This is a genomic window from Actinomadura darangshiensis, assembly GCF_004349235.1.
In the GTDB taxonomy this organism is placed as follows: Bacteria; Actinomycetota; Actinomycetes; order Streptosporangiales; family Streptosporangiaceae; genus Spirillospora; species Spirillospora darangshiensis.
Map to the genome: position 1 here is coordinate 40,761 of NZ_SMKY01000014.1, position 24,383 is coordinate 65,143.

At 69.0% G+C, this 24,383-nt stretch carries 23 protein-coding genes; 5 read left to right on the forward strand and 18 right to left on the reverse strand.

The window, feature by feature from the left end; translation table 11 throughout:
• Position 1: 1 nt before the first annotated feature.
• The 7 genes from E1293_RS05440 to E1293_RS47285 are packed head-to-tail and all read right to left on the reverse strand — an operon-like array spanning position 2 to position 3,170.
• Positions 2-1,282 (reverse strand): DUF2637 domain-containing protein, encoded by a 1,281-nt coding sequence (locus E1293_RS05440; protein ID WP_132194441.1) that lies wholly within the window; start codon positions 1,280-1,282, stop codon positions 2-4.
• Complete coding sequence (locus tag E1293_RS05445) at positions 1,279-1,545, reverse strand: hypothetical protein (protein WP_132194443.1); 267 nt, start codon at positions 1,543-1,545, stop codon at positions 1,279-1,281. Before E1293_RS05445 ends, E1293_RS05440 begins: the two co-directional genes overlap by 4 nt.
• The gene (locus E1293_RS05450) at positions 1,542-1,955 is read right to left on the reverse strand and encodes an RRQRL motif-containing zinc-binding protein (RefSeq protein ID WP_132194445.1); all 414 of its coding nucleotides are present in this window, start codon (positions 1,953-1,955) and stop codon (positions 1,542-1,544) included. Before E1293_RS05450 ends, E1293_RS05445 begins: the two co-directional genes overlap by 4 nt.
• The gene (locus E1293_RS05455; RefSeq protein WP_132194447.1) at positions 1,952-2,215 is read right to left on the reverse strand and encodes a hypothetical protein; all 264 of its coding nucleotides are present in this window, start codon (positions 2,213-2,215) and stop codon (positions 1,952-1,954) included. Before E1293_RS05455 ends, E1293_RS05450 begins: the two co-directional genes overlap by 4 nt.
• Positions 2,212-2,682, reverse strand: a complete 471-nt coding sequence (locus tag E1293_RS05460; protein WP_132194449.1) for a transcriptional regulator — start codon at positions 2,680-2,682, stop codon at positions 2,212-2,214. Before E1293_RS05460 ends, E1293_RS05455 begins: the two co-directional genes overlap by 4 nt.
• Positions 2,682-3,017, reverse strand: coding sequence for a WhiB family transcriptional regulator (locus E1293_RS05465; protein ID WP_132194451.1), 336 nt, complete (start codon positions 3,015-3,017; stop codon positions 2,682-2,684). The genes E1293_RS05460 and E1293_RS05465 overlap by 1 nt, the downstream gene beginning before the upstream one ends.
• Before the next feature lie 6 nt (positions 3,018-3,023).
• Positions 3,024-3,170 (reverse strand): hypothetical protein, encoded by a 147-nt coding sequence (locus E1293_RS47285; RefSeq protein ID WP_157419387.1) that lies wholly within the window; start codon positions 3,168-3,170, stop codon positions 3,024-3,026.
• Between the two features lie 167 nt (positions 3,171-3,337).
• Between E1293_RS47285 and E1293_RS05470 the strand changes: the two genes are divergently transcribed.
• On the forward strand, positions 3,338-4,003 hold the full coding sequence (locus E1293_RS05470) for a GntR family transcriptional regulator (protein WP_132194453.1): 666 nt from the start codon (positions 3,338-3,340) through the stop codon (positions 4,001-4,003).
• Between the two features lie 56 nt (positions 4,004-4,059).
• On the opposite strand, the gene E1293_RS05475 is transcribed toward E1293_RS05470, so the two are convergent.
• The 3 genes from E1293_RS05475 to E1293_RS05490 all read right to left on the reverse strand — a co-directional run bounded on the left by E1293_RS05475 (position 4,060) and on the right by E1293_RS05490 (position 10,203).
• The gene (locus E1293_RS05475; protein ID WP_132194455.1) at positions 4,060-4,893 is read right to left on the reverse strand and encodes a hypothetical protein; all 834 of its coding nucleotides are present in this window, start codon (positions 4,891-4,893) and stop codon (positions 4,060-4,062) included.
• Between the two features lie 52 nt (positions 4,894-4,945).
• The gene (locus E1293_RS05480; protein ID WP_132194457.1) at positions 4,946-6,946 is read right to left on the reverse strand and encodes an ATP-binding protein; all 2,001 of its coding nucleotides are present in this window, start codon (positions 6,944-6,946) and stop codon (positions 4,946-4,948) included.
• A gap of 2,393 nt (positions 6,947-9,339) precedes the next feature.
• Positions 9,340-10,203, reverse strand: a complete 864-nt coding sequence (locus E1293_RS05490) for a sigma-70 family RNA polymerase sigma factor (RefSeq protein WP_132194459.1) — start codon at positions 10,201-10,203, stop codon at positions 9,340-9,342.
• Between the two features lie 83 nt (positions 10,204-10,286).
• Between E1293_RS05490 and E1293_RS05495 the strand changes: the two genes are divergently transcribed.
• Positions 10,287-10,634: a VOC family protein gene (locus E1293_RS05495; RefSeq protein ID WP_132194461.1), complete on the forward strand. Its 348-nt coding sequence runs from the start codon at positions 10,287-10,289 to the stop codon at positions 10,632-10,634.
• Between the two features lie 31 nt (positions 10,635-10,665).
• Positions 10,666-12,807: an MMPL family transporter gene (locus tag E1293_RS05500; RefSeq protein ID WP_132194463.1), complete on the forward strand. Its 2,142-nt coding sequence runs from the start codon at positions 10,666-10,668 to the stop codon at positions 12,805-12,807.
• A gap of 124 nt (positions 12,808-12,931) precedes the next feature.
• Here the strand turns inward: E1293_RS05500 and E1293_RS05505 are convergent, their stop codons facing one another.
• From E1293_RS05505 to E1293_RS05515, 3 genes are all read right to left on the reverse strand, one after another.
• Entirely contained in the window at positions 12,932-13,786 is an 855-nt protein-coding gene (locus E1293_RS05505; RefSeq protein ID WP_132194465.1) for a class I SAM-dependent methyltransferase, read from the reverse strand.
• Between the two features lie 158 nt (positions 13,787-13,944).
• Positions 13,945-14,661 carry an SAM-dependent methyltransferase gene (locus E1293_RS05510; protein ID WP_243716038.1) on the reverse strand — a complete coding sequence of 239 codons (717 nt, stop codon included), beginning with the start codon at positions 14,659-14,661 and terminating at the stop codon, positions 13,945-13,947.
• A 133-nt stretch (positions 14,662-14,794) separates the two neighbouring features.
• The gene (locus E1293_RS05515; protein ID WP_132194467.1) at positions 14,795-15,418 is read right to left on the reverse strand and encodes a TetR/AcrR family transcriptional regulator; all 624 of its coding nucleotides are present in this window, start codon (positions 15,416-15,418) and stop codon (positions 14,795-14,797) included.
• Positions 15,419-15,560: 142 nt separating this feature from the next.
• Here E1293_RS05515 and E1293_RS05520 point away from each other — a divergent pair, with 142 nt between their 5' ends.
• Together E1293_RS05520 and E1293_RS05525 are read left to right on the forward strand one after the other, a co-directional pair.
• Positions 15,561-16,646: a hypothetical protein gene (locus tag E1293_RS05520; protein ID WP_132194469.1), complete on the forward strand. Its 1,086-nt coding sequence runs from the start codon at positions 15,561-15,563 to the stop codon at positions 16,644-16,646.
• 41 nt (positions 16,647-16,687) lie between these two features.
• The gene (locus E1293_RS05525; RefSeq protein WP_132194471.1) at positions 16,688-18,475 is read left to right on the forward strand and encodes a hydroxysqualene dehydroxylase; all 1,788 of its coding nucleotides are present in this window, start codon (positions 16,688-16,690) and stop codon (positions 18,473-18,475) included.
• 70 nt (positions 18,476-18,545) lie between these two features.
• On the opposite strand, the gene hpnH is transcribed toward E1293_RS05525, so the two are convergent.
• From hpnH to E1293_RS05550, 5 genes are all read right to left on the reverse strand, one after another.
• Positions 18,546-19,550 (reverse strand): adenosyl-hopene transferase HpnH, encoded by a 1,005-nt coding sequence (hpnH, locus tag E1293_RS05530; protein ID WP_132194473.1) that lies wholly within the window; start codon positions 19,548-19,550, stop codon positions 18,546-18,548.
• Positions 19,547-21,034, reverse strand: coding sequence for a 4-hydroxy-3-methylbut-2-enyl diphosphate reductase (gene ispH / locus E1293_RS05535; RefSeq protein WP_132194475.1), 1,488 nt, complete (start codon positions 21,032-21,034; stop codon positions 19,547-19,549). Before ispH ends, hpnH begins: the two co-directional genes overlap by 4 nt.
• Positions 21,031-22,896 (reverse strand): squalene--hopene cyclase, encoded by a 1,866-nt coding sequence (gene shc, locus E1293_RS05540; RefSeq protein ID WP_132194477.1) that lies wholly within the window; start codon positions 22,894-22,896, stop codon positions 21,031-21,033. Before shc ends, ispH begins: the two co-directional genes overlap by 4 nt.
• 36 nt (positions 22,897-22,932) lie before the next feature.
• Complete coding sequence (locus E1293_RS05545; RefSeq protein ID WP_132194479.1) at positions 22,933-23,943, reverse strand: polyprenyl synthetase family protein; 1,011 nt, start codon at positions 23,941-23,943, stop codon at positions 22,933-22,935.
• Positions 23,940-24,383 (reverse strand): FAD-dependent oxidoreductase (locus tag E1293_RS05550; RefSeq protein ID WP_207938676.1); only part of this gene is annotated, 444 nt, incomplete at its 5' end. The genes E1293_RS05545 and E1293_RS05550, both read right to left, overlap by 4 nt.

Consider the following 24,383-nt stretch of genomic DNA (forward strand, 5'->3'; position numbering starts at 1 on the left):
TTCATGACGCGTTCTCTCCCTCGGCGGCCGGGGCGGCGTTGGTCACGGAGTGGGCGGGTGTTTCGGTCTTGAGGCGGGCGAGCAGGGCGCCGACGCGGGCGTTGCCAGCGGTCTGTCCGGCGGCGCGCAGCCGCGCGGCGAGGCTGTTGCGCGTCAGGGGTTCGCCAGCGGTGTCGAGGTCGGCGGCGATGCGCCAGCCAAGGGGCATGAGGTCGTCCACGTCCGGCGGCGGGGTCTTGGCTGCTTTGCGGGTGCGGGACGGACGCGCGGACCGTCCACCGGGACCGCCTCCCCCCTTGGGTGCGCTCGTCCGCTTGCGGGTCCCGGACCGGGTGCCGGACGGTCCACCGGTCGATATTGCGGACGGTCCAGGCTCCAGCGCCGGACGGTCCACCTCGGCGACGCCCGGACGGTCCACCACCGGTCCGGCGGACCGAGCAGCGGTCATCTCGGCGGCCGGTCCATCGGCCAGCGGGGCAGGGGCGAGGTCACCGAGTCGGTACAAGGCGCGGACGCGGCGGGGTGCGCGGCGGCGCCATGCCCACCGGCCGTAGGCGTCCTGCAGATCGGTCAGGGCGAGCACGCGGGCGCGTTCACGGGCGAGCGCGTCGGGATAGGAGCGGATCTCCCACAGCACCATGCGGCGCCACAGCTTGAGCGTGGGCCACGGGGCGAGAATCCAGCGCGAGGCGCGGATCCCGTCCATGCGGGTTCCGGCAGCGATGCCGGCGCGGATCCTGATCACGTGCGCGGCGATCTCGACCGCGCACACCCACAGCGCCGGGAGCATGGCGTGCGCGAGGCGTCCGAACGCGGTCGACTGCTCGGCGACGTTCAGGTAGACGGTCGCGGCGGTCAGCGCCCACGGGATGAACCGCAGCCACCGAACGCGCATGTCCAGCCGAGCAAGGACGATGTCGAGGGCGGCAAAGATCGCAATGCCCAGGTCGATACCGATCGGCACCGACCACGCCAACCGCCCAAACGACGGCCGGGCAGCGTCGGCGACCGCGGCGAAGCTGTTGATGAACCCCAGCAGTCCCAGCACGGTCACCAGCGCGGCCACCACGGCAACCGCGGTGAACTCGTTACTGGTGAGCGGACGCCCCTGCGAGGTGTCGCCCTCGGCGCTCTCGGGCGTGGTCGGCGAGGCGGGCGGGTCGGTCGGGATCTCGTTGGGGGGCGTCAGCGGTCGGAGCGGGATGGCGGCATGGTCGGCGGCGTGCGAGGTGGTGGCCTGTGCGCCGAGGTTCGCCGGGACGTGGAACGGAGTGGCGGTCATGGGTTGTGCCTCCCGTCGGGGGCGGTCCGGACCGGGTTGGAGTCGACGCCCGGACGGTCGCCGGCCGGGCGGCCGGTCGAGTGGTCGGCGGGGTGGTATTCGGGGTCGAGGTCGGCGGCCATGATCGGTGCGCCGCACGGGTGGCAGCGGAATCGGACCGGGCCGCCGTCCAGCGGCGTGCGGCAGGTCAGGCAGCGCTTGACCGGACCGGCGTGCAACGTTCGGCGCGGCGCGGCGGCGTAGCCGGGGGTGGGCGTGATCATGCCGCGGTCACCTCCGCCTCGCCGAGGTCGGCGACCTCGGCGCACTCAAGGCAGGTACCGAGGTGGCGGGGCAGGACGTAACCGGCGTCGCGTCGGCAGGTCGGGCACAGCCGTCGGGCGGCCAGTGCCTTGCCGAGAGCGAGGCGCTGACGCTCGGACGGGACACGCTTGGGCAGCGCGAGGCGGACATCGTAGAGATAGGCGGCGCGCACTCCACCGGGCGTGTTGTAGCGGCGGGAGTTCCACAGCACTTGTCCGGCGATCTCCTGACCGCCAGGGCGCAGGCCCTCGGCGGCGAGCTGGCGGTGGGTGCGCAGGTGCGGCGGCGCCATGCGCCACGGCCACGTGGGGATTCCGAACCGGGCGCCGGTCGGGTCGTAGAACCGGGCAGGGCTACGGCGGCGGGTCATGACGCCACACCTCCCGCACGGCTCATGGCGAGCGCGGGCCGCTGCACGGTGACCAGATGCCAGCCGTCCTCACTCAGCGACCGGTAGGCCATCCGAGCGGCGGCCACCGTCAACGCGACGGCCACCACGGCGGTGAGAGCGAACGTCGGCACGGGGTGCGTGATCAGCAGCACCACACCGGCGCCGGCGAGGCGGAACGGGGACAGGCTCAGCCAGCACAGACCGGCGAGCACGGCCAGCGACAGGAGCAGGGCGGTCATGCCGACACCCCCAGCGAGGCCAGCAGCGCAGCGGCGAACAGCCATCCGACATGCCATGACTGGTCAAGGGCGTAGGCACCCGTGCCGGTCGGTGCGGCGGCGCCGTCGCCGAGCCGGGCGAACTCGCCCTTCCCGTGGATCAGCGTGCGACCGAGCCAGTCGGCCAGCCTCAGCAGCGTGAACCTACGGTCGGCCCAGTAGTGCGAGACCGCGTCCACCGCCAGCGCGACGCCGAGGGCGTAGGGGTTGACCGGCAGGGCCAGCACCAGCGCCACCAGCGCGACGGCGGCGGCCTTGACGGCGGTCAACGTGGCCACGTGGCGGGCACACAGCAGGCGGCCGGACCAGCCGGGCGCGCCCTTGCCGCATGCCTGCCCGTGCGTCTGCAACCAGTGATCTCCCACCTCGTGCGCGGCGTACAGCGCGGCGAACACGGCCGGGAAGACGATCGGGTCGGCACCGAGCATCACGCCACCTCGCCCAGGTCGGGCGCGGGCAGGGTCCGGACCTCGCGACGTAGCGCTGCCAGCTCACGCGGCAGGTGGCCTGCCCAGACACCGAACGTGGGGCGGATCCGCAGCGCGTAGTCCAGGCACAGCTCCCAGACCGGGCAGTCCTCGCACACCTCGCGGGCCACGTCCTGACGGGCCAGCCGCTCGGCGATCGGCTCGGACTCGAACGCGTCGGGTCCCATGTGCAGGTCCGGGTCGTGTCGGCAGTCGCCGCGCGTCGCCAGTTCGGTCACCAGGTTCGCCAGCGACATCGCGGACGGAGCAACGGTCTGCGGGTAGTTGGTCGTCATCGCCGGTCAGCCCAGCGAGCCCGAGAACGTCGTAATCGCGTGGATCACCTGGTTGACCAGTGCGGCGGCCTTCTCCGGGTTGTTGATCGCGAAGATGGCGACGGCGATGCCGGCGAGCCACTGCGGGATGTTGCTGGACTTCTGCGGGAACACCTGGAACCTCCTGATGACCTTGCGGGCACTTACGGTGATTCGCTCCGTTGGGAGCGGGTCACTGGTCGCAGCGTATACGTAGCTTCGTATACGCACAAGGCCTAGGTATACGATGGTGCGTATACGCTGGTCAAAAGGCCACCGAACAGCGAAGGGGTTGATCAGGAGTGGCAGAACCGGCCTACGTCCGCATCGCAGGCGAGTACGCCCGACGTATCCGACGGGGTGAGCTCGCACCCCGCACCCAGCTACCGAGCTACGCCGAGATCGCCCAAGAGCACGGCGTCTCGGACATCGTGGTTCGGAAGGCCCTCGAACTCCTCCAGAGCCAGGGCCTCGTTCGCTCCGTACGCCGGCGAGGAAACTTCGTCGCCGACCGGCCGAACCTCGTTCGCGTGTCTCCTGAACGCCAGATGGAGACCGCCGAACGGTCATTCGAGAACGAGTCCGAACAGCAGGTTCAGGTAGAGCGAGAGACTCAGCAGATCCCCGCCTCAACCGAACTCGCGGAGGCCCTCGGCGTACCGGCGGGGCAGGAGATCAACCACGTCATCACCCGAGCCACCGAGAACGGGCGACCGATCTCGATCTCGGACACCTACCAGCCGCGGGACGTCGCCGGCATCTCGGAAGCCGCCTACCTGGAAGAGACGATCTCTGACCAACTACCAGCGGAGTCGCATGCCGAGTGGCTACGGACTACGCCCGGCGACCTCGTCAAGACAGTTCACCAGCAGTTCCTGTCCGCCGACGACCGAATCATCATGCTCTCCGACATCTCATATCCCCGCGACCGCTACGACGCGTTCGTGTTCCGCATGACCCTCAAGTAGAGCCATGACAAAGGGGGTGCCGACTCGTTTCGGCACCCCCTTTGTCATGCACGGACTCAGATTCTGACCCAGCCCTGTGCCATGTCCCTATCTGTCCACCAAGAAACGAAGTGTGGATCTACGGTGTCGAGTCTCCAGCGAGACGACAAGGCGTCGAAGAAGGCATCGTTGCCCGTCTTGCCGCCCCTCGGCTCCCCAATGTAGACGATTCGCTCGCCGCCAGCAGCCTCGTACAACGTGAGCGCCTCACACGACATAGTGTCGCCCCAGCCAGGAGGCCAGCAGAGGAATAGCGTGTAATCCGATGACCGGGCACGCGTCGCAAAATCGGCCATGTTTCTAACAGGGTGCCAAACGTCAACCTGGCCGACCACTTTGGGGAACGAGGCATTCAGTGCCTTGTCCGGCGGTTCGGAATCATACGCGTCAACCGTCAACCCTGCGCGAGCCAACTGCGCAGCCCAATAGCCTCGGCCGGCTCCGAGTTCTACAATCGGGAGATTTCCACAGAAGTTCGCGGCCCATTCGATCGTCTGCGGGGACGGTATCGCGTACGCGTAGCTAGCCTGCAAGAGCATTTGCGCAAAGGCGAGTCGCGCACTGCCTTCCGCGCGACCACCGTTCACCAAACGACGACCATCATGCTCTACGACCAACGGCTCAACAATGTCCCAATAAGGGTTTGTGCTCGCGGTCTTGCCAGCGGTCATATAATGCACGAACCGCAGATCGAACTGCGCGTCAGTATCGTCATCTCCGGTACCTGCCAGCCGTGCCGCCGTGCTCAGGTACTCGGCCACTTTGGGGTACTCGGACTGAAGCCTCTGCTCATCCCTCAGCAGCCCAGCAAGTTCGTTCCACCGACTCCGTGTCATGGTCAGCTTGGCCATGGTGCGAGTCTCTCGCACTGCGCACGAGCGGTCTACCCCTTGCCGTCACATGTCATCCAGTCGGGCTCTCACCTTGCGGCGAAGCATCTTCTTGCCCTTGCCTGAGTTGCTCTGGCAAGGCCCTGGAGTGCACCTTCCTCAGATAGGCCAAAGACTCCGGTAGTGACGGATCGTGCTCAAGCGCATCAGAGAAAAACTCTAGGCGCGACCTATTTTCGTCGATGATTTCACGCCAACTGCGAACGAAAGCGCGAACCTTTGGCTGCATTTCGTCCCTTGATGGCGGCTCATAAAACAAGCCGCGTGCATTATCTCCGTGCATTCGATTTCGCGCTGTATCGCTTATCCTGCTTCCAACAAGAATAAAGTCCCACATGGCTGCCGGATCACGGAATCGAACATCAGAGATAACAGTATTACCATAGTCCTCTACTTGGTCTATCTCCTTTCGCCCAAGGAGGACACCCGGTGCCTTCAACTCGACAACCAGATGCCTTACTCGGCCGTGCTCACGCTTCGAGACCGCGAGATGTAGGTCAAGTCTGCCGCTCTTACCCTCAGGCGTACGGACTGGGCGAATTTTATCCGTCGGCAAGCCAGTCAGTTTTAGATGCGTCCGCAATGCCTCAGTGAGGCCGCGTTCACTTCTCATCACATTATATTCTTCACCAAACACCCACAGTTCTTTCTCAAGCATTCGGTGAAGATGGTCTTTTTCCTTCACATCCTTGGATCCGACTGCATCGTACACAATGTGGTCGAGAGCAACCAAGAACCGGCCACGGTCTGCAATCTTCGATGTGGAGCGAATTATGTTACTTAGAGATGTGGAGTCGATAAGCTCGGTTAGGGCGTCCCTATCGCTTGTCGGGAGCGCAAGCACTTCATGTAGAATTTTGAGCAACGATTCAGGTTCATGGCGAAGCACGTTCTGGAGTAGATGAAGCGTCAAGCCTGCACTCATCTTCCCTTGGGCGATATGCCCACTAAGAGTGCCCGAAACTAGGTCGAACGTAGCTTGCTCTACACGCTCCACTTCGTTCTGCGGAGGCTCCTTGTAGGGATAGACGCCAGTCTGCTTCCAATGTTCGATCTGACTCCTTCTGTCTTGCCGACGCCTCCAACTGAAATAGTCACGGACTGCTTCTCTAACATCTCTCACGATCTCCGCTACAGGAGATGGCGCAAGCTCTCCTAGCGCGACATCTTCGCCGCTTTCACTAAAGCCAGGCCAAGCCACATAGACCGAAAAATTGTATCGCGGCTCAATATCCTTCCCGTCCACCTCATGGACCGCGTGATCTATGGATTCGCCATAATAGATCGAATGGTGCTTTCCAGCTTTCCACTCAATGATTCTGATCGCGTAGGACACCCTACCTTCCTCGGTTTCGATGGTCCGATCCAGAAGCCTGTTCTCCGAGATCTGATCCGTGACATCTATCAAAGAACCATCATAGAAAATTTCGACGTTTGGATTATTTAGCAAGAACGGGGCGAAAGTGGCCGCTACGCTCTCCCTAGCTCGCGGTGACGCCAAGCGCTGAACTCTCGCCGTTTGAGAATCATTGAATGCAGTAAAAACCGTGCCCGATCGTTCTCTCCCGGCGAGCTCAACACTTTCATAGTTAAACCGGTGACGGTCGAATCGACTTCCGTTTATGGTCAACTTCCAACGCTTGCCCGCAGTATCGTCACTTATACTGACCCACCGAATCCTGTCGCCTAGAGCGAAAGCATGGAGACGCCCTTGTCCTTTACTTCCCCAAACTTTTCGCTTGCCGTTCTTACTACGCTTAGCTCTAGATTTCCAGGAGTTGCCTATCTCGCCGAAAGTCCGAGCCACTTCATCGACACTTATGCCATGTCCCCAGTCCCGGACAATTACCTTGTTGACGGCTTCCAACTCGCCGCGCTCAAAGGAAATATCGATCCGGTCGGACTCAGCGTCGAGCCCATTCCAGATGAGTTCGATGATCGCGCGGACCGGATCCTTTTCACTCGCAATCCGCTGAACGTGGTCATCACTGGCCGACAGCACCAACTCGGGCATAGGCCGAAGGTAACCAGAGTTGGACTCGCTGTCACGTGTTGGGGCCAACTCTGGCCGGATCCCGCTGTGGTGGGTCTCTACCGCCGTCCTGGGCTGGTTCGCCGGCCGACCCGTGAGACGCCCAGGAAGCACCTTCAGGGGGAGATCGCGAGGCACAAGCTTCGCGCCGCTTCGTTTCTCCTCAGAGCCGCTCACAGCGACGCGGCGTGTTCCACTTGTGCCCCAACGATGACGACCTAGCCGCGTTTCCCCTGGTAAAGGGCCGTATCGGTGGTGGTCTCCGGAGCCGTGTGCGCAGGTTCGAATCCTGCAGGGGGCACCTCTCAATCACCAGCAGAAACATCTGCTGAGCTGCCCGGACAGCAGGAAGGACCAGCCAGCGACGGGTGCGGCAATGGGCCGCCGAATGCGGTCGATGGCGACCATCTGTGGACCAGCCAGGGACCAGGCATTTCGCCCGCCCTGGACGTCTCCTCCCCTTCCGAAACAACGGCAGCACCCTCCCCGGACGACGCGCCGGTCGATCCAAGACCTCCACCGCCAGGACCACCGGATACTGCGGCCGCTTCGTCGGCCGAAGACTTCGCGAGCGAGCCGGCGTTCGCGTGGTGGGAGTGGTCTGATTGACAGCCGCCCGGACTCTCGGGAGCGTTCCGCACCGCGCGGATGTAAACGCAGCGTTTTGCACATGGTGCGGCGGCGTCCCGCAGAAACCCGTGAGCGTTTCGCGGCGGTACCGGCGTGGACGCTCGATGTTGTGTGGGCCGGGGGCCGTCGGGCCTCCGGGATGGTTCGGCCGAAGCGTGGCGCCTCTACGCGGCCGTCCTCGACCAAGCGGCACGGGGCAACCGGTCCAGCACGATCGAGACAACGGTCGGACGGCTGGCGGCGCTGTCTGGCGTGTCGGCCTGTACTGGACGGCGGCGGCTGGCCGAACTGGAGGTCACGAGTCTAGTCGAGGTGGCCCAGCGTGAAGGCGGTTGGTTGTCCTTGCGGGCGCCGCCGACCCCTGAGCAGGCCACCGCGGCCGCCGCGGCGTTCGCGCTGCATGGGCGGCCTCGAGTCAGCAGGAGCGGCCCCTCTCATATTGCGGCACTCGCCCCTCCCAGGAGCCGGGACACAGCGGTGGCAGAGTCCGGCACTCCACCACAGGCACCCGCTACCGATGCTTCCTCTGCTGAGTCACCGCCGCTTCCCGCCGTAGGCGCCTCCAGCAACCAGGGGCGCGTCACGGTCGCCAAGCGGCGCTGGCCCGCCCCGCCGGCCGCTGGCGCCCTCCCTGGCTTCGCACTCACCGAACGACAACCGTCGCCAAGGAAAACCGACTCCGAACGTCGGAACCCACCACCGCAGCAGAGCCGGCCTGATCCTGCCGCCGCGCACCGTCACGCCGCATTGGCCCGCCGCCTTCTCCAGGTGCACAGCGCTGCTGAGCGAGAAGCCCTCATGCACCCCACCTCCACCACCCTGACTCCTCATCGAGGGCGTCCGGCGAGGACATTTGCTTCCGCAACACTTCGTGGTCCGGGCTCTGCTGGAAACTGCGAATCCACCCCCGACCCTAACGCTGTAAGGTTTGGACATGCCTTATTTCCTCAATGGCCCTGTCCTTGCCGTCAGCGCCAGTGCCCGGATCACCGCTATTTCGTCCGATCGACCTCGACGCGGCAGGGGCGGAAGTGACCGGCATCGTCAGAGGGCGCCTTCCCCGGAGGTGTCCGGTTGAGCCTTGGGGTCAGCGGTCCCCCTCGTACTCCTCCTCGCGCTCCCCGGCGGCATTGGAGTTGCGGCCGTTGCCGCTCTTGGCGTTACCGGAATCGGAGACCTTGGACGCCGTGGAGTTCTTGGACGCCATAAAATCGCCGCCCTTCTCCTCCTGAGCGAGTTCGTCATCACGTAGCGGCGGAAGTGCGTGAGTTCGAGGCGGGCACGGCGGCCCTGGGCGCGCCAGATGCTGCCGGTCCGCTCGAAGAGGCCCTGCGGGTGGTACTCGAGGGCGCGGGTCAGGTTCGGCGAGGACACGATGTCAGCGGCGGTGGGGCGCGACTGGGTCGCTGAGAACCAGCGCGGGGCGCGGCGCGGTTCTGCGCTGGAAGGCGCGTATACAACCGCCGCGACAACATTCGATACACCCAGTCGTATCAGCCCCGAACACCGCCCGGCGAGCACCCCTCGCCTGCATCACCAGCCGCTAAGGGCTCGCCGGCCTCCTGAAGGTCAAGGGCACCGGCAGCGAACCGAACCGCTACGTCACCTTCGACCCTCACGGTCTGGCAGGGACGGCCGCATCCGCCGACTGACCCGAGGCGTGCTCCGCATTCGGCCGCGTGACTGTTGCGCACGCTGGAACGCGACCAGGTGCGGCGCTCACGACCTCTCTCCTGACGCCTCGGTCAGGGGGTGTGGGGGCGGATGTCGAGGAGGGCCAGGTGATCAGGGGCGGACACCATGTCGATCATGGTGATCATTTCGTTGGTGATCGTGAAGGCGAAGACCACCTTGGGGTGTTCGGCAGAGGGCCAGACCAGGCCGGGGGTGCCGTTGATGAGGGCGGGTCGCGCCGCTTGGGCGCGGCCGGAGAAGGTCCCCGCGACGTCGACTGCGCCCAGCACCAGTCCCGGGGCGCCTGCCCGCGCGGCCGTCTGGTCGGCGTGCAGTGCTACGTCAGGGTCGAGGAGGGTGATCAGCGTGCTGAGGTCGCCCAACTGGGAGGCCCTTAGGAACGCGTCGACCACCGCGCGTTGACGAGCCTTCGCGGCCTCGGGCGGGCCTGGGGCACCCTGGATGCGGCGGCGGGCCCGGCTCGCCAGTTGCCGGGCGGAGGCGGGCGTCCGGTCCATGATGCGGGCGATCTCGTCGAACGGCACGGTGAAGATGTCGTGCAGCACGAACGCGACCCGCTCGGACGGTGTGAGTGTGTCCAGGACCATCAGCATCGCGAAGCCGACGGAATCGGCGAGGACAGCCGACTCTTCGGGGCCGTCCTCGTCCGCACCCTGGGCGCCCTGGTCGTCCACGAAGTCCTCACGCCGGGAAGCGCGCGACTTGAGCATGTTGAGCGCGACGCGGGTAACGATCGTCGTCAGCCACCCGGACAGGTTCTCCACCCCGCCGGCTCCGGCCGCGTTGACCCGCAGCCAGGCCTCCTGAACGGCATCGTCGGCCTCGCTCGGTGATCCGAGCACCCGGTAGGCCACATTCCGCAGGCGGGCCCGGTGCTCCTCGAAACGGGCCGCCAGGAATTCGTCCTCGGTCATCGTCACACTCTTTCGTCGCGGGTTGTCAGTCCCTTGACCACCGGAACGACGTCGATGTGACGTGACAACGCGGGAGCACAGACATGAACCAAGGCGTCCAGACCATCATCTTCCCCGTCCAGGATCTGGACAAGGCCAAGGCTTTGCTGGCCGTGCTCGCCGACGGCGAGCCCTACATGGACCAGCCCTACTACGTCGGATTCAAGATCGCCGGGCAGGACGTGGGGCTGGACCCCGCCGCTCGCGAGAAGGGCCTGATCCACCCGACGCCCTACTGGCATGTCGCCGACATCCGCGCCAAGTACCAGGCGCTCCTGGACGGCGGTGCCGTGTCCGTGCAGGAGGTCCGTGACGTCGGCGGCGGAAAGCTCGTCGCCTCGGTGAAGGACGGCGAAGGCAACATCATCGGCCTCATCCAGGCCGAGGGCTGAACGGTGGCCCGACCGAGGGAAAGGGGGCACCATGCGACGCTGGGCTGAGTTGATGCTGGCCCACCGCCGGCTGGTCATGGTGTTCTGGCTCGTCGTCGCCATCGCCGGCGGCGCCGTATCCGGCCAGGTCACCGAGCGTATGACGACCGACTACTCGCTGCCGGGCGAGCCCGGCAGCGAGACCGCCGAGCAGATCACCAGGACCTTCGGCAACGGCGGCTACACCGCGCCCTATCTGGTGACTTTGAGCCTCCCCGAGGGCCGGACGGTCGCGGGCGACCAGGCGGGAGTGGCCGCCGTGTTCGCCCACGTCCAGGCCGAGGTCCCCAACGTGCGAGTGCTGGACCAGGCCACCACGGGTGATCCGGCCTTCGTCACCGAGGACGGGCGCACCGCCTACGCCATGGTGTTCTTCCAGTACGAGACGTCGGCCACCGCCAAGATTCCCACCGACGAGATCCACCGGGCGCTGGACGCCGCCAAACCACCGGGCACCACGATCGGTGTCACCGGTGAGAGCGTTCTGGGCACGGGTTCGGAGTCCGAGGGGCCGGGGATCCTGATCGAGGTGCTCATCGGCTCGGTCGGCGCGCTCGCGGTGCTGGCGTTCGTGTTCGCCTCGATGCTGGCGTTCCTGCCGCTGATCATCGCCGCGGCGTCTATCCTGGCGACGTTCGCGCTGCTGCTGCCGCTGAGTGAACTCGGTACTTTCTCCGCCCTCGTGCAGTTCCTGATCGCGTTGATCGGGCTGGGCGTGGCGATCGACTACTCGCTGCTGGTGGTGACCCGGTGGCGGGAGGAACGCCATCGTGGCGCGGACAACCATGAGGCCGTGGTCATCGCGACGCAGACCGCCGGGCACGCCGTGGTGTTCTCCGGGGTGACGGTCGCGATCGGGCTGCTGGCGCTGCTGGTGCTGCCGGTACCGTTCATGCGCAGCCTCGGTGTGGGCGGGGCGCTGATCCCGCTGGCCAGTGTCGCCGCGACGCTCACTCTGACGCCCGCGATCCTCGGCAGCGTCGGTCCCCGTTGGGACTGGCCGAGGATCCGCCGGGAGGACTCCGCCAGCCGGACATGGAGCAGGTGGGCGAGCCTGATGGTGCGGCGCCGCTGGATCGCGGCGGGCGTGTCGATCGTGGCCCTGCTGGCGCTGGTCGGAGCGTTCACCGGCATCAGGGTCGGGATGTCGTCCAGCGATTCGCTGGCCGAGAGCGGACCGGCCTACGAGGCGCTGGCCACCCTGGAGCGGGGCGGGGTCACCACCGGCAACCTCACGCCGATCGAGGTCCTCGCGTCCACCGGCCGGGCACGGTCCGTGGCCGCCGAACTGGGAAGGGTACCGGGGATCGAGCGGGCGCTCGTGCCCCACGGGCCGGCGAGCAACCGGGCCGGCAAGACGGTGGTCGTGCTGATACCCGACGAGGAGACGGTCAACTCCAAGAGCGTCGACACGGTCAGGGATGTCATCGACCGGGCCGAACGCACCCCGGGTGTCTTGGGCGTCACCGGCACGGGAACCGCGCAGATCGACTTCCTCAACGCGGTCTACGGCAACTTCCCCCTGATGCTCGCGCTGATCGCACTGCTCACCTACGTCCTGCTGGTGCGGGCATTCCGGTCGCTGCTGCTGCCCCTGAAGGCGGTGCTGTTCAACCTGCTGTCGATGGGCGCGACGTTCGGGCTCATCGTGCTGTTCTGGCAGCAGGGCATCGGATCCGACCTTGTCTTCGGCGTCTCGGAGACCGGAGCGGTCACGTTCTGGGTGCCGCTCACGGTGTTCGCGTTCCTGTACGGCCTGTCGATGGACTACGAGGTGTTCATCCTGGCCCGGATGCGTGAGGAGTACGACGCGTCGGGGTCCACCACGACCGCGATCGTGCAGGGCATCGGCCGCACCGGACGCCTGGTGACGAGCGCGGCGCTGATCCTGTTCCTGGCGTTCGCGGCGCTGGCGTCCAGTCCGGGCACCGACCTGAAAGTGATGGCGACGGGGCTCGGATTCGGGATTCTGCTGGACGCCACGATCGTCCGCTCGATGCTGCTTCCATCACTGGTGTCGCTGATGGGCACATGGAACTGGTACCTGCCTGAATCGGTCGCCAAGATCCTCCGCGTGAAGCCGTCCCGGCCGGCCACCGCCCCACCCCGGCCGGAGCCCACCCGAGTCGGCTGACCACCCACGGCACCTGTCCCGCGAGGGTGCGGCCCGGAGGCCGCGCCCCCGCGGGAGGGCCCGAAAGAGATGGCCTCCTCCCGGCTTCCCGCACGACCGGCCCCGTGTCCGCTATGACCAGGGCCTAGGGTCGGCCGGTGCCCTCGAAGCGCATCGCCATGATGGGCAGTCCGCTGACGCCCAGCTCGCGGACCACCCGGACGCGGTTGGCCAGCGGGAAGACGAACCCGTAGAGCAGGCCCCTGCCGCGCGGCGCCCGCAGGTCGCGCACCTCGGCGACGTGCGGGATCTCGCGGAGCCGGTCCTTCTCCGCCGCGTCCACCGCCCACGGCATGGGGGGCGAGACGTATCCCTGCGCGGTCTTCATCTTCCCCTCGACGGTGCGCTGGCTGAACCACGGCGGCACCCCGTCGAAGATCATGGTGGAGCCGCGGAACCGCTCCGCGCACTCGGCGACGAGCCGGTGCACCTCTTCGCCCTGGAAGTACATCAGCAGGCCCTGCGCGGACAGCAGCAGCCCCTTGGACGGGTCCACGTGCTCCATCCACTCACCGTCCAGCGCCGAGCCGCCGACCGTCCGTACCCGGCCCGTGTCGTCCGGCAGCAGCCGCTCGCGCAGTTCGGCGATCTCGGGCAGCTCGACGCCGAGCCAGCGGACCCGCTCGTTGTCGACCCGCCAGAACTGCGTCTCCAGCCCCTCTCCGAGGGCGACGACCTGGCCGTCGGGGTGCTCGTCGATAAAGCGTCGTATTTCCTCGTCGAAACGGCGTGCGCGCAAAGCCTGCCATTGGCCGAGGCTGGCCTTGCCGAATCGCTCCTCGAACGGGTAGTCGATGACGGAGTCGACCAGTCCGATCGCTTTGGGGTCCTTGAGCACCGCGTCCGGACGCCTTGCCTCGGAGGCGCGCTGGTAGAGGTTCCAGAGAAGCGTCTCAGGAACACCCTCCAGATCGACCTTCGACTTGGAGTCTTCCGGCATGCCACTCCTCTCGACTCCTTAAACGCCACGAGAGCATATCAAGCACCCTTTCCTGGCATCTCATAGAAGGCCGGAATGCCGCCATTGGTGAGGTTCGGCCGGACGCCCGACGCAGCGTCCGCGAACCCGCCCCGAAGACCCGATCACGGTGGAGCAGGTCAGGAGGGGAGTGCTCCTATGCCGCTGTAGTGGGGGACCTCTGGGGCGTCCTGTGAGAGCGGGTCGGGGCGCCAGCGGGAGCAGGACACCACGCCCGGGTCCAGTAGGCGGGTTCCGGCGAACAGGGCCTCGATCTCCTCCGGGGAGCGGGCGCGGATCAGGGTGCCGCCGCGTTCCATGACCTCCCGCACTGCCCGGCGCATGGCTTCGCCGTCCAGTTCGTCGGTCGTGGCGTCGCAGGTGTGGGAGATGACGAGGTAGCCGCCCGGGGCGAGGCCGCGCAGCAGGTCGGCGGTGAGGCGCTGTACCTCTGCGTCGTCCAGGATGTGGTTCAGGACCCCGAGCAGCATCATGGCCACCGGACGGTCGAACTCCAGCGTCCTGGACGCCTCGGAAAGCACGGTCCGCGTGTCCTGGATGTCGGCCTCGATGTAGTCGCACGCCCCTTCCGGGGTGCCCGTCAGCAGCGCACGGGCGTGCCCGAGCACCAGCGGGTCGTTGTCGACGTAGACGATGCGGGAGTCCGGGGCCACGCGCTGAGCGACCTCGTGGGTGTTGTCGACGGTCGGGAGGCCGGCGCCGAGGTCCAGGAACTGCCGGATCCCCTGGGACACCAGGAAGCGCACCGCCCGGCCGAGGAAGGCGCGGTCCTGCTTCGCGGAGGCGGCGATTCCCGGCAGGACCCGGAGGACGGCGTCGCCGGCCTCGCGGTCCACCTGGTAGTTGTCCTTGCCGCCCAGCTAGTAGTCCCAGATGCGGCCGAATGCGGGGCGGTCGTGTCGATCTCCGGTCGTGGCGTGTCCGGCATCCGCGGCCCCTCCGTTGGACGTCGCCCGTCATCCTTCCCGCCTACGGTACGGCGTAGACGGTCAGCCAGATCGTGCGGGCCAGGGTGCGGGCCATCTGCTCGTCGCCCGGTCCTTCGTCGTGGTGGCAGTGCGCGGAGACCGTGCGTTCCACCGTCCAGATCAGGACCTGGGCCGTCGTCGGAGTGTGCATGCCGGAGCCGACGGTGCCGGCGCGCTGCTCGGCGTCCAGGCGGTTCTGGACGACCTCGGTGAGGCGCCGCATCCGGTCGCGCCAGAAGGCCGCGACGTCCGGGTCGTAGCCGGCGACCTCCCCGAGCGCGTGGAGGACGCGGCGGTGCTCGCGGTAGGCGGCGATCGTCTGCCGCATGGCATGGGCGACGCCGTCCTCGCCGTCGGCGTGGTCGGCCCGCCACCAGGTCACGGCCTCGCCGAACAGGGCCTCGACCGCCTCCTCCGCCATCGCGATCAGCAGCCGGCTCTTGTCCGGGAAATGCAGGTAGAAGGTCGAGCGGGCCACGTCCGCCCGCTCGGCGATGCGCTGGACGGGCAGCTCGGTGTACGGCGTCCCGTCGGCCATCATCTCGGCGGCCGTCCGCAGTACGCGGCGCCGCACGTCGTCACGCCGTTCGCGGACCTTCCTGCGCGGCTGCGTGGTGGAGGCCATGGCGGCAGCGTACCCGCCGGCGACGTGATCGGACAGTGTGTCGACAGTGTGCTTGACAGCCGTTGGCAACCGAATCACACTCGGTCCACGGCTCCACCTGAGGGGCCCGACGTCACGGGGGGCATGGCCGAGGAGGCTCAACGTGGTACGTCCCTACACCGTCCGCCGGAACCTGGCGCTGCTCTTCTCGCTGGTCCTGGCCGTCACGGCCCTCGCCGCGCTCGGACCGGCCGGTCGCGCGAAGGCCGGCGACGACCCCGGGTCCTGGATTCCCCGCACCGACATCAAGCGCTCGGACCTCACGCAGGTGCCCGGCAAGCTCGCCGAGCCCCGCGACGACGGTCCGCACCCCGGGTCCGCCACCGAGTGGTGGTACTCGCACGTCATGGACCCGGCCACCCACCGCACGTTCATCGCGATGCTGTTCACCGCACCGGTCCCCGTGGGGCTGATCTTCTGGTACCCGGAGGAGGGCGGGAAGACGGTGCTGCCGGAACCGGTCGCCGCGGTGACCGCGAAGGACGGCCCGTCCGTCACCAGCAGCGCCGGCGACCTCGTCTACGACCCGCGGCGCGGCTACCACCTGACGTGGCACGGCCTGTTCGCCAAGGCCGACATCTGGTTCGACAACGCCCTGCCCGGCGTGACCGGCGGGCCGATCGATTATGACGGCGGCCAGACGATGTACTGGTCGTCGCCCGTCGCGACGAGCCATGTGAACGGATGGCTCCAGCCGCCCGGATCCTCGTCCCGCATCGACGTCAGCGGATGGCGCGGCTACCACGACCACAACTGGGGCAACTTCAACGTCGCCGACCAGCGCTACTCCGGCTGGGAGTGGGGCGTCTCGCACGAGGCCGACGGCACCGCGACGCTGCTCGGCGGCGTGGTCAAGGGCGACGGGACCTGGCAGGGCGTCGTCGGCCGGGTGACCGAGGACGAGACCTACGGCTGCATGAGCACGATCAAGCTGTCGGACTGGAAGGTGTCCGGCCTGTTCAGCTACCCGGACAGGACCAGGCTGACCTGCCCGACCTCGCTGCTCGCGACACCGGACGGCCTCAAGGGCGAGCGGCCGGGGCTGGACCGGACCTTCCACGTCGTGGACCCGTTCATCCTCGACTCCGGGCTGCTCGCCCTGCCCGAGTCACTGGGCGAGACCACCCCCGGGTCGCTCGGCCTCATCGAGCACATCCGGACGCTGGCGGCGCGGCTGCCGCGGTCCTGACCCCCGCACCCCGAGAAGGACGGCGACCATGGGCAGTGAAAATGGACAGTGAACAGAGCACAGGCGACCGCCGGCCGACCGGCCTCACGCGGCGCAGCGTCCTGTACGGCACGGCCGCGGTCGGCGCGGCGGCCCTGCTCCCCGCCGCGTCCGCGCACGCGGCGCCGGGCACGAAGAAGAAGGTGGCGATCCTCGGCGGCGGCATGTCCGGGCTGGCCGCCGCCCACGAACTGATCGAGCGCGGCTTCGACGTCACGGTCTTCGAACGCAAGGCCCTCGGCGGGAAGGCCCGGAGCATCCCGGTCGAGGGCACCGGCAAGGGCGGACGGCGCGACCTCCAGGGCGAGCACGGCTTCCGGTTCTTCCCCGGGTTCTACCGCAACGTGCCCGACTCGATGCGGCGCATCCCGGTCCAGGGCAACGCCGACGGCGTCCACGACAACATGATCGACCTGTCGTCGACGCGGATCTCCCGCAACGGCGGCCGCTCGGACATCATCGTCCCCGAACTGCTCGACCCGGGCGGCGGCGGGCTGACCCTCGACGTCCTCAAGGAGACGCTGACGGGTCTCGTCGAGCAGGTGAGCGCCCTCCCGGCGGACGAGCTGCTGCTGTTCGTCAACCGCTTCATCGTCTACGTGACCAGCAGCGACGAGCGGCGCCTCGGCCAGTGGGAGAACGTCCCGTGGTGGGAGTACGTGCGGGCGGAGGGCAAGTCCAGGGACTACCAGGCGATCGTGGCGCGGTTCCTGACCCGCGGGCTCGTGGCCGTCAAGGAGGAGGTGGCCAGCACCAAGACGGTCGGCGCGATGGGGCAGGCGTTCGTGCTGTCGGGCATCGGGCTCGGCACCGACGGCGGCCTGGCGCGCATGCTCACCGCACCCACCAACGAGGCCTGGATCGATCCGTGGGTGGCCTACCTGCGCGGTCGCGGGGTGAGGTTCGAGGTCGGCCAGACGGCCGAGGCGCTGGAGGTCGCGTCGGGACGGATCCGGTCCGTGCGGCTCGTGGACGCCGCGGGCACCCGCCGCGGCGCCGAGGCCGACTGGTTCGTCTCCGCGATGCCGGTCGAGCGGGCCCGGGCGCTGCTGAGCCCCGCCGTCCTGGCCCTGGACCCGTCGCTGGCCGCGCTGAAGGACCTGCACACCGAGTGGATGAACGGCCTGCAGTTCTTCCTGCGCCGCAGCCCGGACGGCATCGGCCAGGAGGTCAACTTCATGGACTCCCCCTGGCAGCTCACGGCCGTCCTGCAGAGCAGGCTGTGGGACCGGGACTACAAGCGCGACTACGGCGACGGCACCGTGGCCGACAGCCTGTCGCTCGACATCTCCGACTGGGACACCCCCGGCATCCTGTACGGCAGGCCCGCGAAGGAGTGCAGCCCCGCCCAGGTCGCCAAGGAGGCGTGGGCGCAGATGAAGGACCACCTGGAGGACACCGGGCGCTCCGTCCTCCCGGACGACCTCGTCCACTCGTGGGTCCTCGACCCCGCGATCAGCTGGGATCCGGCCGCCGGGCGCAGCGCCAACGACGAGCCCCTGATGGTCAACACCGTCGGGAGCTGGAAGAACCGCCCGCATCCCCGGACGGAGATCCCCAACCTGTTCATGGCGGGCGACTACGTCCGGACCGGTGTCGACCTCGCCACCATGGAAGGTGCCAACGAGTCGGGGCGGGCGGCGGTCAACGCGCTGCTGGACGCCGCCGGGTCCCCCGCCGAGCAGGTGACCGTCTGGCCGCTCTACCAGCCGCCGGAGCTCGAAGGCATCAAGGACCTCGACGCCCGCCGCTACCGGGCCGGAAAACCCAACCTCTTCGACACGCTCTGACCGCGCGGGTCCGCTACGCGGGCAGCCCCATCGCATCCGGGGGGCTGCCCGTCGTCTTCGGCTCCGGACGTCAGACGGAGCGGACGGCGCGGAGGGACTCCTTCAGGGAGGTGAGGGTGGAGAAGACTGCCGTGGGCTCGTAGCCGCAGTGGGCCATGCAGTTGGCGCAGCGGGGGTCGCGGCCGCGGCCGTAGGAGTCCCAGTCGGTCTCGTCCAGGAGCTCCCGGTAGGTCTGCGCGTAGCCGTCCGACATCAGGTAGCAGGGACGCTGCCACCCGAAGAGGGAGTAGGACGGGATCGCCCAGGCCGTGCAGGGGAAGTCGACCTTGCCTTCGAGGAAGTCCAGGAAGAGCGGTGAGTGGTTGAACCGCCAGCGCTTGCGGTTGCCGTCCGCGAACGCCTTCTTGAACAGTTCCCGCGTCTCCTGGACGCCCAGGAAGTGCTCCTGGTCGGGCGCCTTGTCGTAGGCGTAGCCCGGCGAGATCATCATCTCGTCGACCTTGAGGTCGTCGTTGAGGTAGTTCATCACGTCGATGACCGTCTGCGGCGTGTCCGTGTTGAAGATCGTCGTGTTGGTGGTGACGCGGAAGCCGCGGCGCTGGCATTCCTTGATGGCGGCGACGGCGTCGTCGAAGACGCCCTCCTTGCAGACGGACTCGTCGTGCCGTTCGCGGAGGCCGTCGATGTGCACCGCCCACGCGAAATAGGGCGACGGCTTGAACTTGTCGAGCTTCTTCGGGATGAGCAACGCGTTCGTGCACAGGAACACGAACTTCTTGCGCTTGACGAGTTCACCGACGAGTTCGTCGATCTGCGGGTGCATGAGCGGTTCGCCGCCCGCGATGGAGACCATCGGGGCACCGCATTCCTCGATAGCGGCGACGGCCTGCTCGACCGGCATGCGCTTCTTGAGAATGTCGTGCGGGTGCTGGATCTTGCCGCACCCGGCGCAGGCGAGATTGCAGGCGAACAGCGGTTCCAGCTCGACGATCAGGGGGAACTTGTCCCTGCGGCGCATCTTGTTCCGGAGGATGTAGCCCCCGATGCGAAGGCTCTGGCGAAGCGGCATGCTCATGGTGTCCGGACCTCCTTGGGCAGGGTGAACTCGGTGGTCTCCACCGTGACCGTGTGTTCCTTCGTCTCGACCGGGCCGAGGCCGCGCAGGGCGTCGACGACCGCGTCGAGGACGGCGGGCGGGGCGGACGCGCCGGCGGTCAGGCCGATGACGCGCGCGCCGGTGATCCGCCCGAGCGGGATGTCCGCGGGCCCGTCGATCAGCACGGCGGGGGTACCGCGGCTCTCGGCCACCTCGACGAGGCGGCGGGAGTTGGACGAGTTGGCCGAGCCGACCACGAGCACGAGGTCGGCGTCGCGGGCGACGCCGGTGACGGCCTCCTGCCGGTTGGTGGTGGCGTAGCAGATGTCGTCGGTGTGCGGGCCGACCGCGTCGGGGAACCGGCCGGTGATCGCTTCCGCGACCTCGCCGGCCTCGTCGGCGGCCAGGGTGGTCTGGGTCAGGTAGGCGACCGGGCGGTCGGCGGGCAGCGCCGCGACGTCCTCCGGCGACTCGACCAGGAAGGTCGAGGACGGCACTTCGCCGAGGGTGCCCTCGACCTCCTCGTGCCCGGCGTGCCCGATCAGCGCGACGAGGTGGCCCTGCGCGGCGAACCGCCGGGCCTCCGCGTGCACCTTCGACACGAGCGGGCACGTCGCGTCGATCACCCGCAGGTCGCGGCGGCCGGCCTCCTCCCGGACGGCGGGCGCGACGCCGTGCGCGGAGAACACCGTCACCGCGCCGGACGGCACCTCGTCCAGTTCGTCGACGAAGACGGCGCCGCGGCCGCTCAGGTCGTCCACGACATGGGAGTTGTGGACGATCTGCTTCCGCACGTAGACGGGCGGGCCGTGCAGGTCGAGCGCGCGTTCCACGATCTCGATGGCCCGTTCCACGCCGGCGCAGAACGACCGCGGGGCGGCGAGCAGGAGGCGGCGCGGGCCGGCCGCGTCCGCCCATTCCCGCAGGGCCGGGCCGACCGTGCGCAGCCGGCGCAGCGCGGCCGTCCCGCCGGGGATCGTCGCCGGGCTGACCAGCGGGCGCCCCGGCGTGTCGACGATGGCGCGGACGACCGCGAACGGCCGGTCCCCCGCCGCCGCGGCCAGTTCCGCCGACTCCATGTCGGCGACCAGCGCACCGGTGGCGGCCAAGGAGCCGCGCTCCAGGCCGGTGGCCATGTGGTCCAGGCTGACCAGCGGCCCGCGGTGGACGGTCGCGCCGGTCGTGCGTTCCAGCAGCCCGGCGAGCGGTTCCGCCGAGCGGCACCGGACGGTCCCGGACGGCCCCCGCACCTCGGTCGCGACGAAGAGGTCGCCGGGGCGCAGCCGGTCGTCCAGCGCGCCGCCGCAGCCCACGACGGCCAGCGCGCCGAACTCCGGCAGGTTCTCTGCGGCGGCCCGCGCCTTGGCCTCCCCCATGCCGATCCGGATGACGGCCAGCTCGTCGTCCTGCGACACCACGCGGGCCTCGATGCCGAGCGCCGCGCACACCAGGAGCCGCGTCATGTGGCACCTCCCAGGTACCGGCCCAGGGCGCTGACGGGGAACACCAGCCGGTACAGGTGGTAGTTGATGTAGAAGTCGCCGGGGAACCCGGTGCCGGTGAACTCCTCCTCGTCCCAGTTCCCGTCCGGGCGCTGGTTGTCGACGAGCCACTGGACACCGGCGTCCACCGCCGGGGAGCGCTCACCGGCGGCGAGCAGTGCCAGCAGCGCCCAGGCCGTCTGGGACGCCGTGGACGCGCCCCGCCCGATCCACGCGGGGTCCTCGTAGGAGCGCAGGTCCTCGCCCCATCCCCCGTCGTCGTTCTGGTGCTCCTCCAGCCACGCCACGGCGCGCCGGATCGCGGGCTTGCCGGGCCCGACGCCGGCGGCGATGAGCGCCGGGACGACGCCGCCCGTCCCGTAGACGTGGTTGGCGCCCCAGCGTCCGAACCACGAGCCGTCCGCCTCCTGCGCCTTCAGCAGCCACACGACGGCCCGCTTGACCACGGTCGTCTCCGCGAGGCCCTCCTTGGCGAGCGCCTCGACGACGTGCGCGGTGACGTCCGCGGACGGCGGGTCGATGACGGCGCCGAAGTCGCAGAAGGGCAGCTTGGTGCACAGCTCGCGGGTGTTGTCGGCGTCGAACGCGCCGAAGCCGCCGTCCCGCGACGCCATCCCGTTCAGCCACCGGATCGCCCGCTCGATCGGCGCCTCCGCGTCCGGGTAGGACACCTTGCGCAGCGCGAGGATCGCCTCGGCGGTGTCATCGGTGTCGGGGTAGACGTCGTTGTCGAACTCGAACGCCCAGCCGCCCGGCGGGGTGTCCGGCCGCCGCACCGACCAGTCCCCCGGCCCGCGGACCTCCTCGCCGACGATCCAGGCGGCCGCGCACAGCAGCGCCGGGTCGTCGGCCGGGGCGCCCGCGTCGCCGAGCGCGTTCATGGCGAGGACGGTGTCCCAGACCGGCGACTGGCACGCCTCCAGGCGGCGGCCCTTCTCGTCCCGGATCGTGAAGCGTTCGAGGCCGTCCAGCCCGCGCTTGATGACCGGGTGGTCGAGGCCGTAGCCCAGCTCGTGCAGCGCCATCAGCGAGTACACCCACGGCGGCTGGATGCCGCCCCAGCAGCCGTCGGCCTCCTGCCGGGCGACGATCCAGTCCGCTGCCCGGCGCAGCGCCGCGCGCCGCAGCGGGCGCACCGGCGCCTTCTCGTACACGTGCAGGACGCGGTCGAGCGCGTTGAACGCCCGCCCCCAGCCCGTCGCGTCGTCCGGCGGCGCGACGCCGCTGCGCAGCTCGGGCAGGTCGAACGGCAGATCCCGGACGGGACGCAGCGACCCCAGCACCGTCAGCGGGACGATCGTCTGCCGCGCCCAGCACGCCCAGTCGTAGACGTTGAGCGGCACCCGGCTCGGCAGGAACATCAGCTCGGGCGGCATGACGGGCAGGTCGTCCCAGGACCACTGGCCGAACAGCGCCAGCCAGATCCGGGTGAACACGCGGCTGCCCTCGATGCCGCCCGCCTCCCGCGCGAACGCGGCCGCCGTGCGCATGTGCGGGGCGTCCACCGGGTCCCCGGCGAAGCGCAGCGCGACGTACGCCTCGATCGTCGTCGACAGGTCGGCCGGGCCGCCGTGGAAGTTCGCCCACGTGCCGTCGTCCCGCTGCTGCGCGCGGATCCACCGCGCCGCCTCCTTGGTGTCGGCGTCGGAGCGGATGCCGAGGAACTGGCGGAGCAGCAGGTCCTCCGCGTCCATCGTGACGTTGGTCTCCAGCTCGGCCTTCCACCAGCCCTCGGGGGACTGCAGCCCGAGCAGGTGGCCGCGGGCGGCCTCGACGGCGGCGGAGGCCGCGCCGGTGAGTCCGGGAACTTCGGTCGTGGTCATGCAGCGCTTCCCTTCTCGTCCGCGCGCGCCTTGGGGTCAGTGATCCCGGGATGTGACGAACAGTGCGATGTCTCGGAACTCGGCGGCCACGACGTCGTCCATGCCCGAGTCGTCGAGGTAGCGGCCGGCGGAGGCGATCCGCCGGTCCGCCTCGGCCGCGGCCCAGTCGCGGCCGCCCGCCGCCTCGACGAGCCGCGCCATCTCCCGCAGCGCGTCCTCGGACGGCGGCTCCGGGCGGGTGTACAGCTCGGCGAGCCGCTCCGACTCCGGCCGCCCGGAGTTCAGCGCGTACACCACCGGCAGCGACTTCTTGCGGGTCCGCAGGTCGGACAGGACGGGCTTGCCGGTCGTCTCCGGGCTGCCCCAGATGCCGAGCAGGTCGTCCACCAGCTGGAACGCCAGGCCCATCTCGGCGCCGTACCCGGTCAGGTCGGTGACGAGGCGGGTGGGGCCCTCGCCGAGCATCGCGCCGATCGAGCAGGCGCAGGCGAGCAGCGCGCCGGTCTTGTCGGCCGCCATGGTCAGGCACTCGTCGAGGGCCACGTCGTCGCGCGACTCGAACCCGATGTCGAGGGCCTGGCCGGAGATGAGCCGCTGCGTGGCGGCGGTCAGCGCGCGCGCCGCCCAGTGCGCGCCGCGGGTGTGCTGGTCCAGCAGCAGCTCCTCCGACAGCGCCAGCAGCGCGTCGCCGCCGAGGATCGCGGCGGACGGGCCGAAGACCGTCCACGCGGCGGGGCGGTGCCGGCGGGTCCGGTCGCCGTCCATGATGTCGTCGTGCAGCAGCGAGAACGCGTGCACGAACTCGACGGCGACCGCGCCGGGCAGCGCCGTCTCGTAGGACGTCCCGGCGGCGCGGGCGGACAGCAGCGCCAGCGCGGGGCGCAGCGCCTTCCCGCCGGCCGCGGCGGGTCTGCCGTCCTCGTCGGTCCAGCCGAGGTGGTAGGCGACGACGCGGCGCGTCCACGGGTCGAGGCGCTCCGCGGCGGCGCGCATGGCCTGGTCGACCAGGGCGCGCCCGTCGGTGATCGAGGTCGGGACGGTGGTCATCGGCCGCTCACCTCGCCGCTGCGCACCCGATCCAGGTGCCGCCGGACGAGACGGGCCGCGGTGAGACCGCTGCGCACGGCTCCCTCCATCGTGTCGGGCCAGCCCGTGTCCGTCCACGCGCCGGCGAGGAACAGCCCTGGCAGCCGGGTCGCGGACGCGGGACGCAGCGCGCCGCTGCCGGGGCTCTGACGGAATGTGGCGTGCCGCTCCCGGGTCACGAAGAAGTCCGTGACGCGGGCGCGGCGGGCGGCCGGGAACAGCCGCTCCAGCGCGGCGAGGTACACCCCGCGCAGTTCGGCGGTGGGCGTGTCGATCCAGCGGTCGGCCGCCGAGACCGAGACCGCGAGGTACTGGCCGCCGGTGAGGCCGCTCACGGCAGTGCGGTCGAACACCCACTGGACGGGCGAGCCGACCGCCGCGGCGAAAAGGGGGTTCCGGGG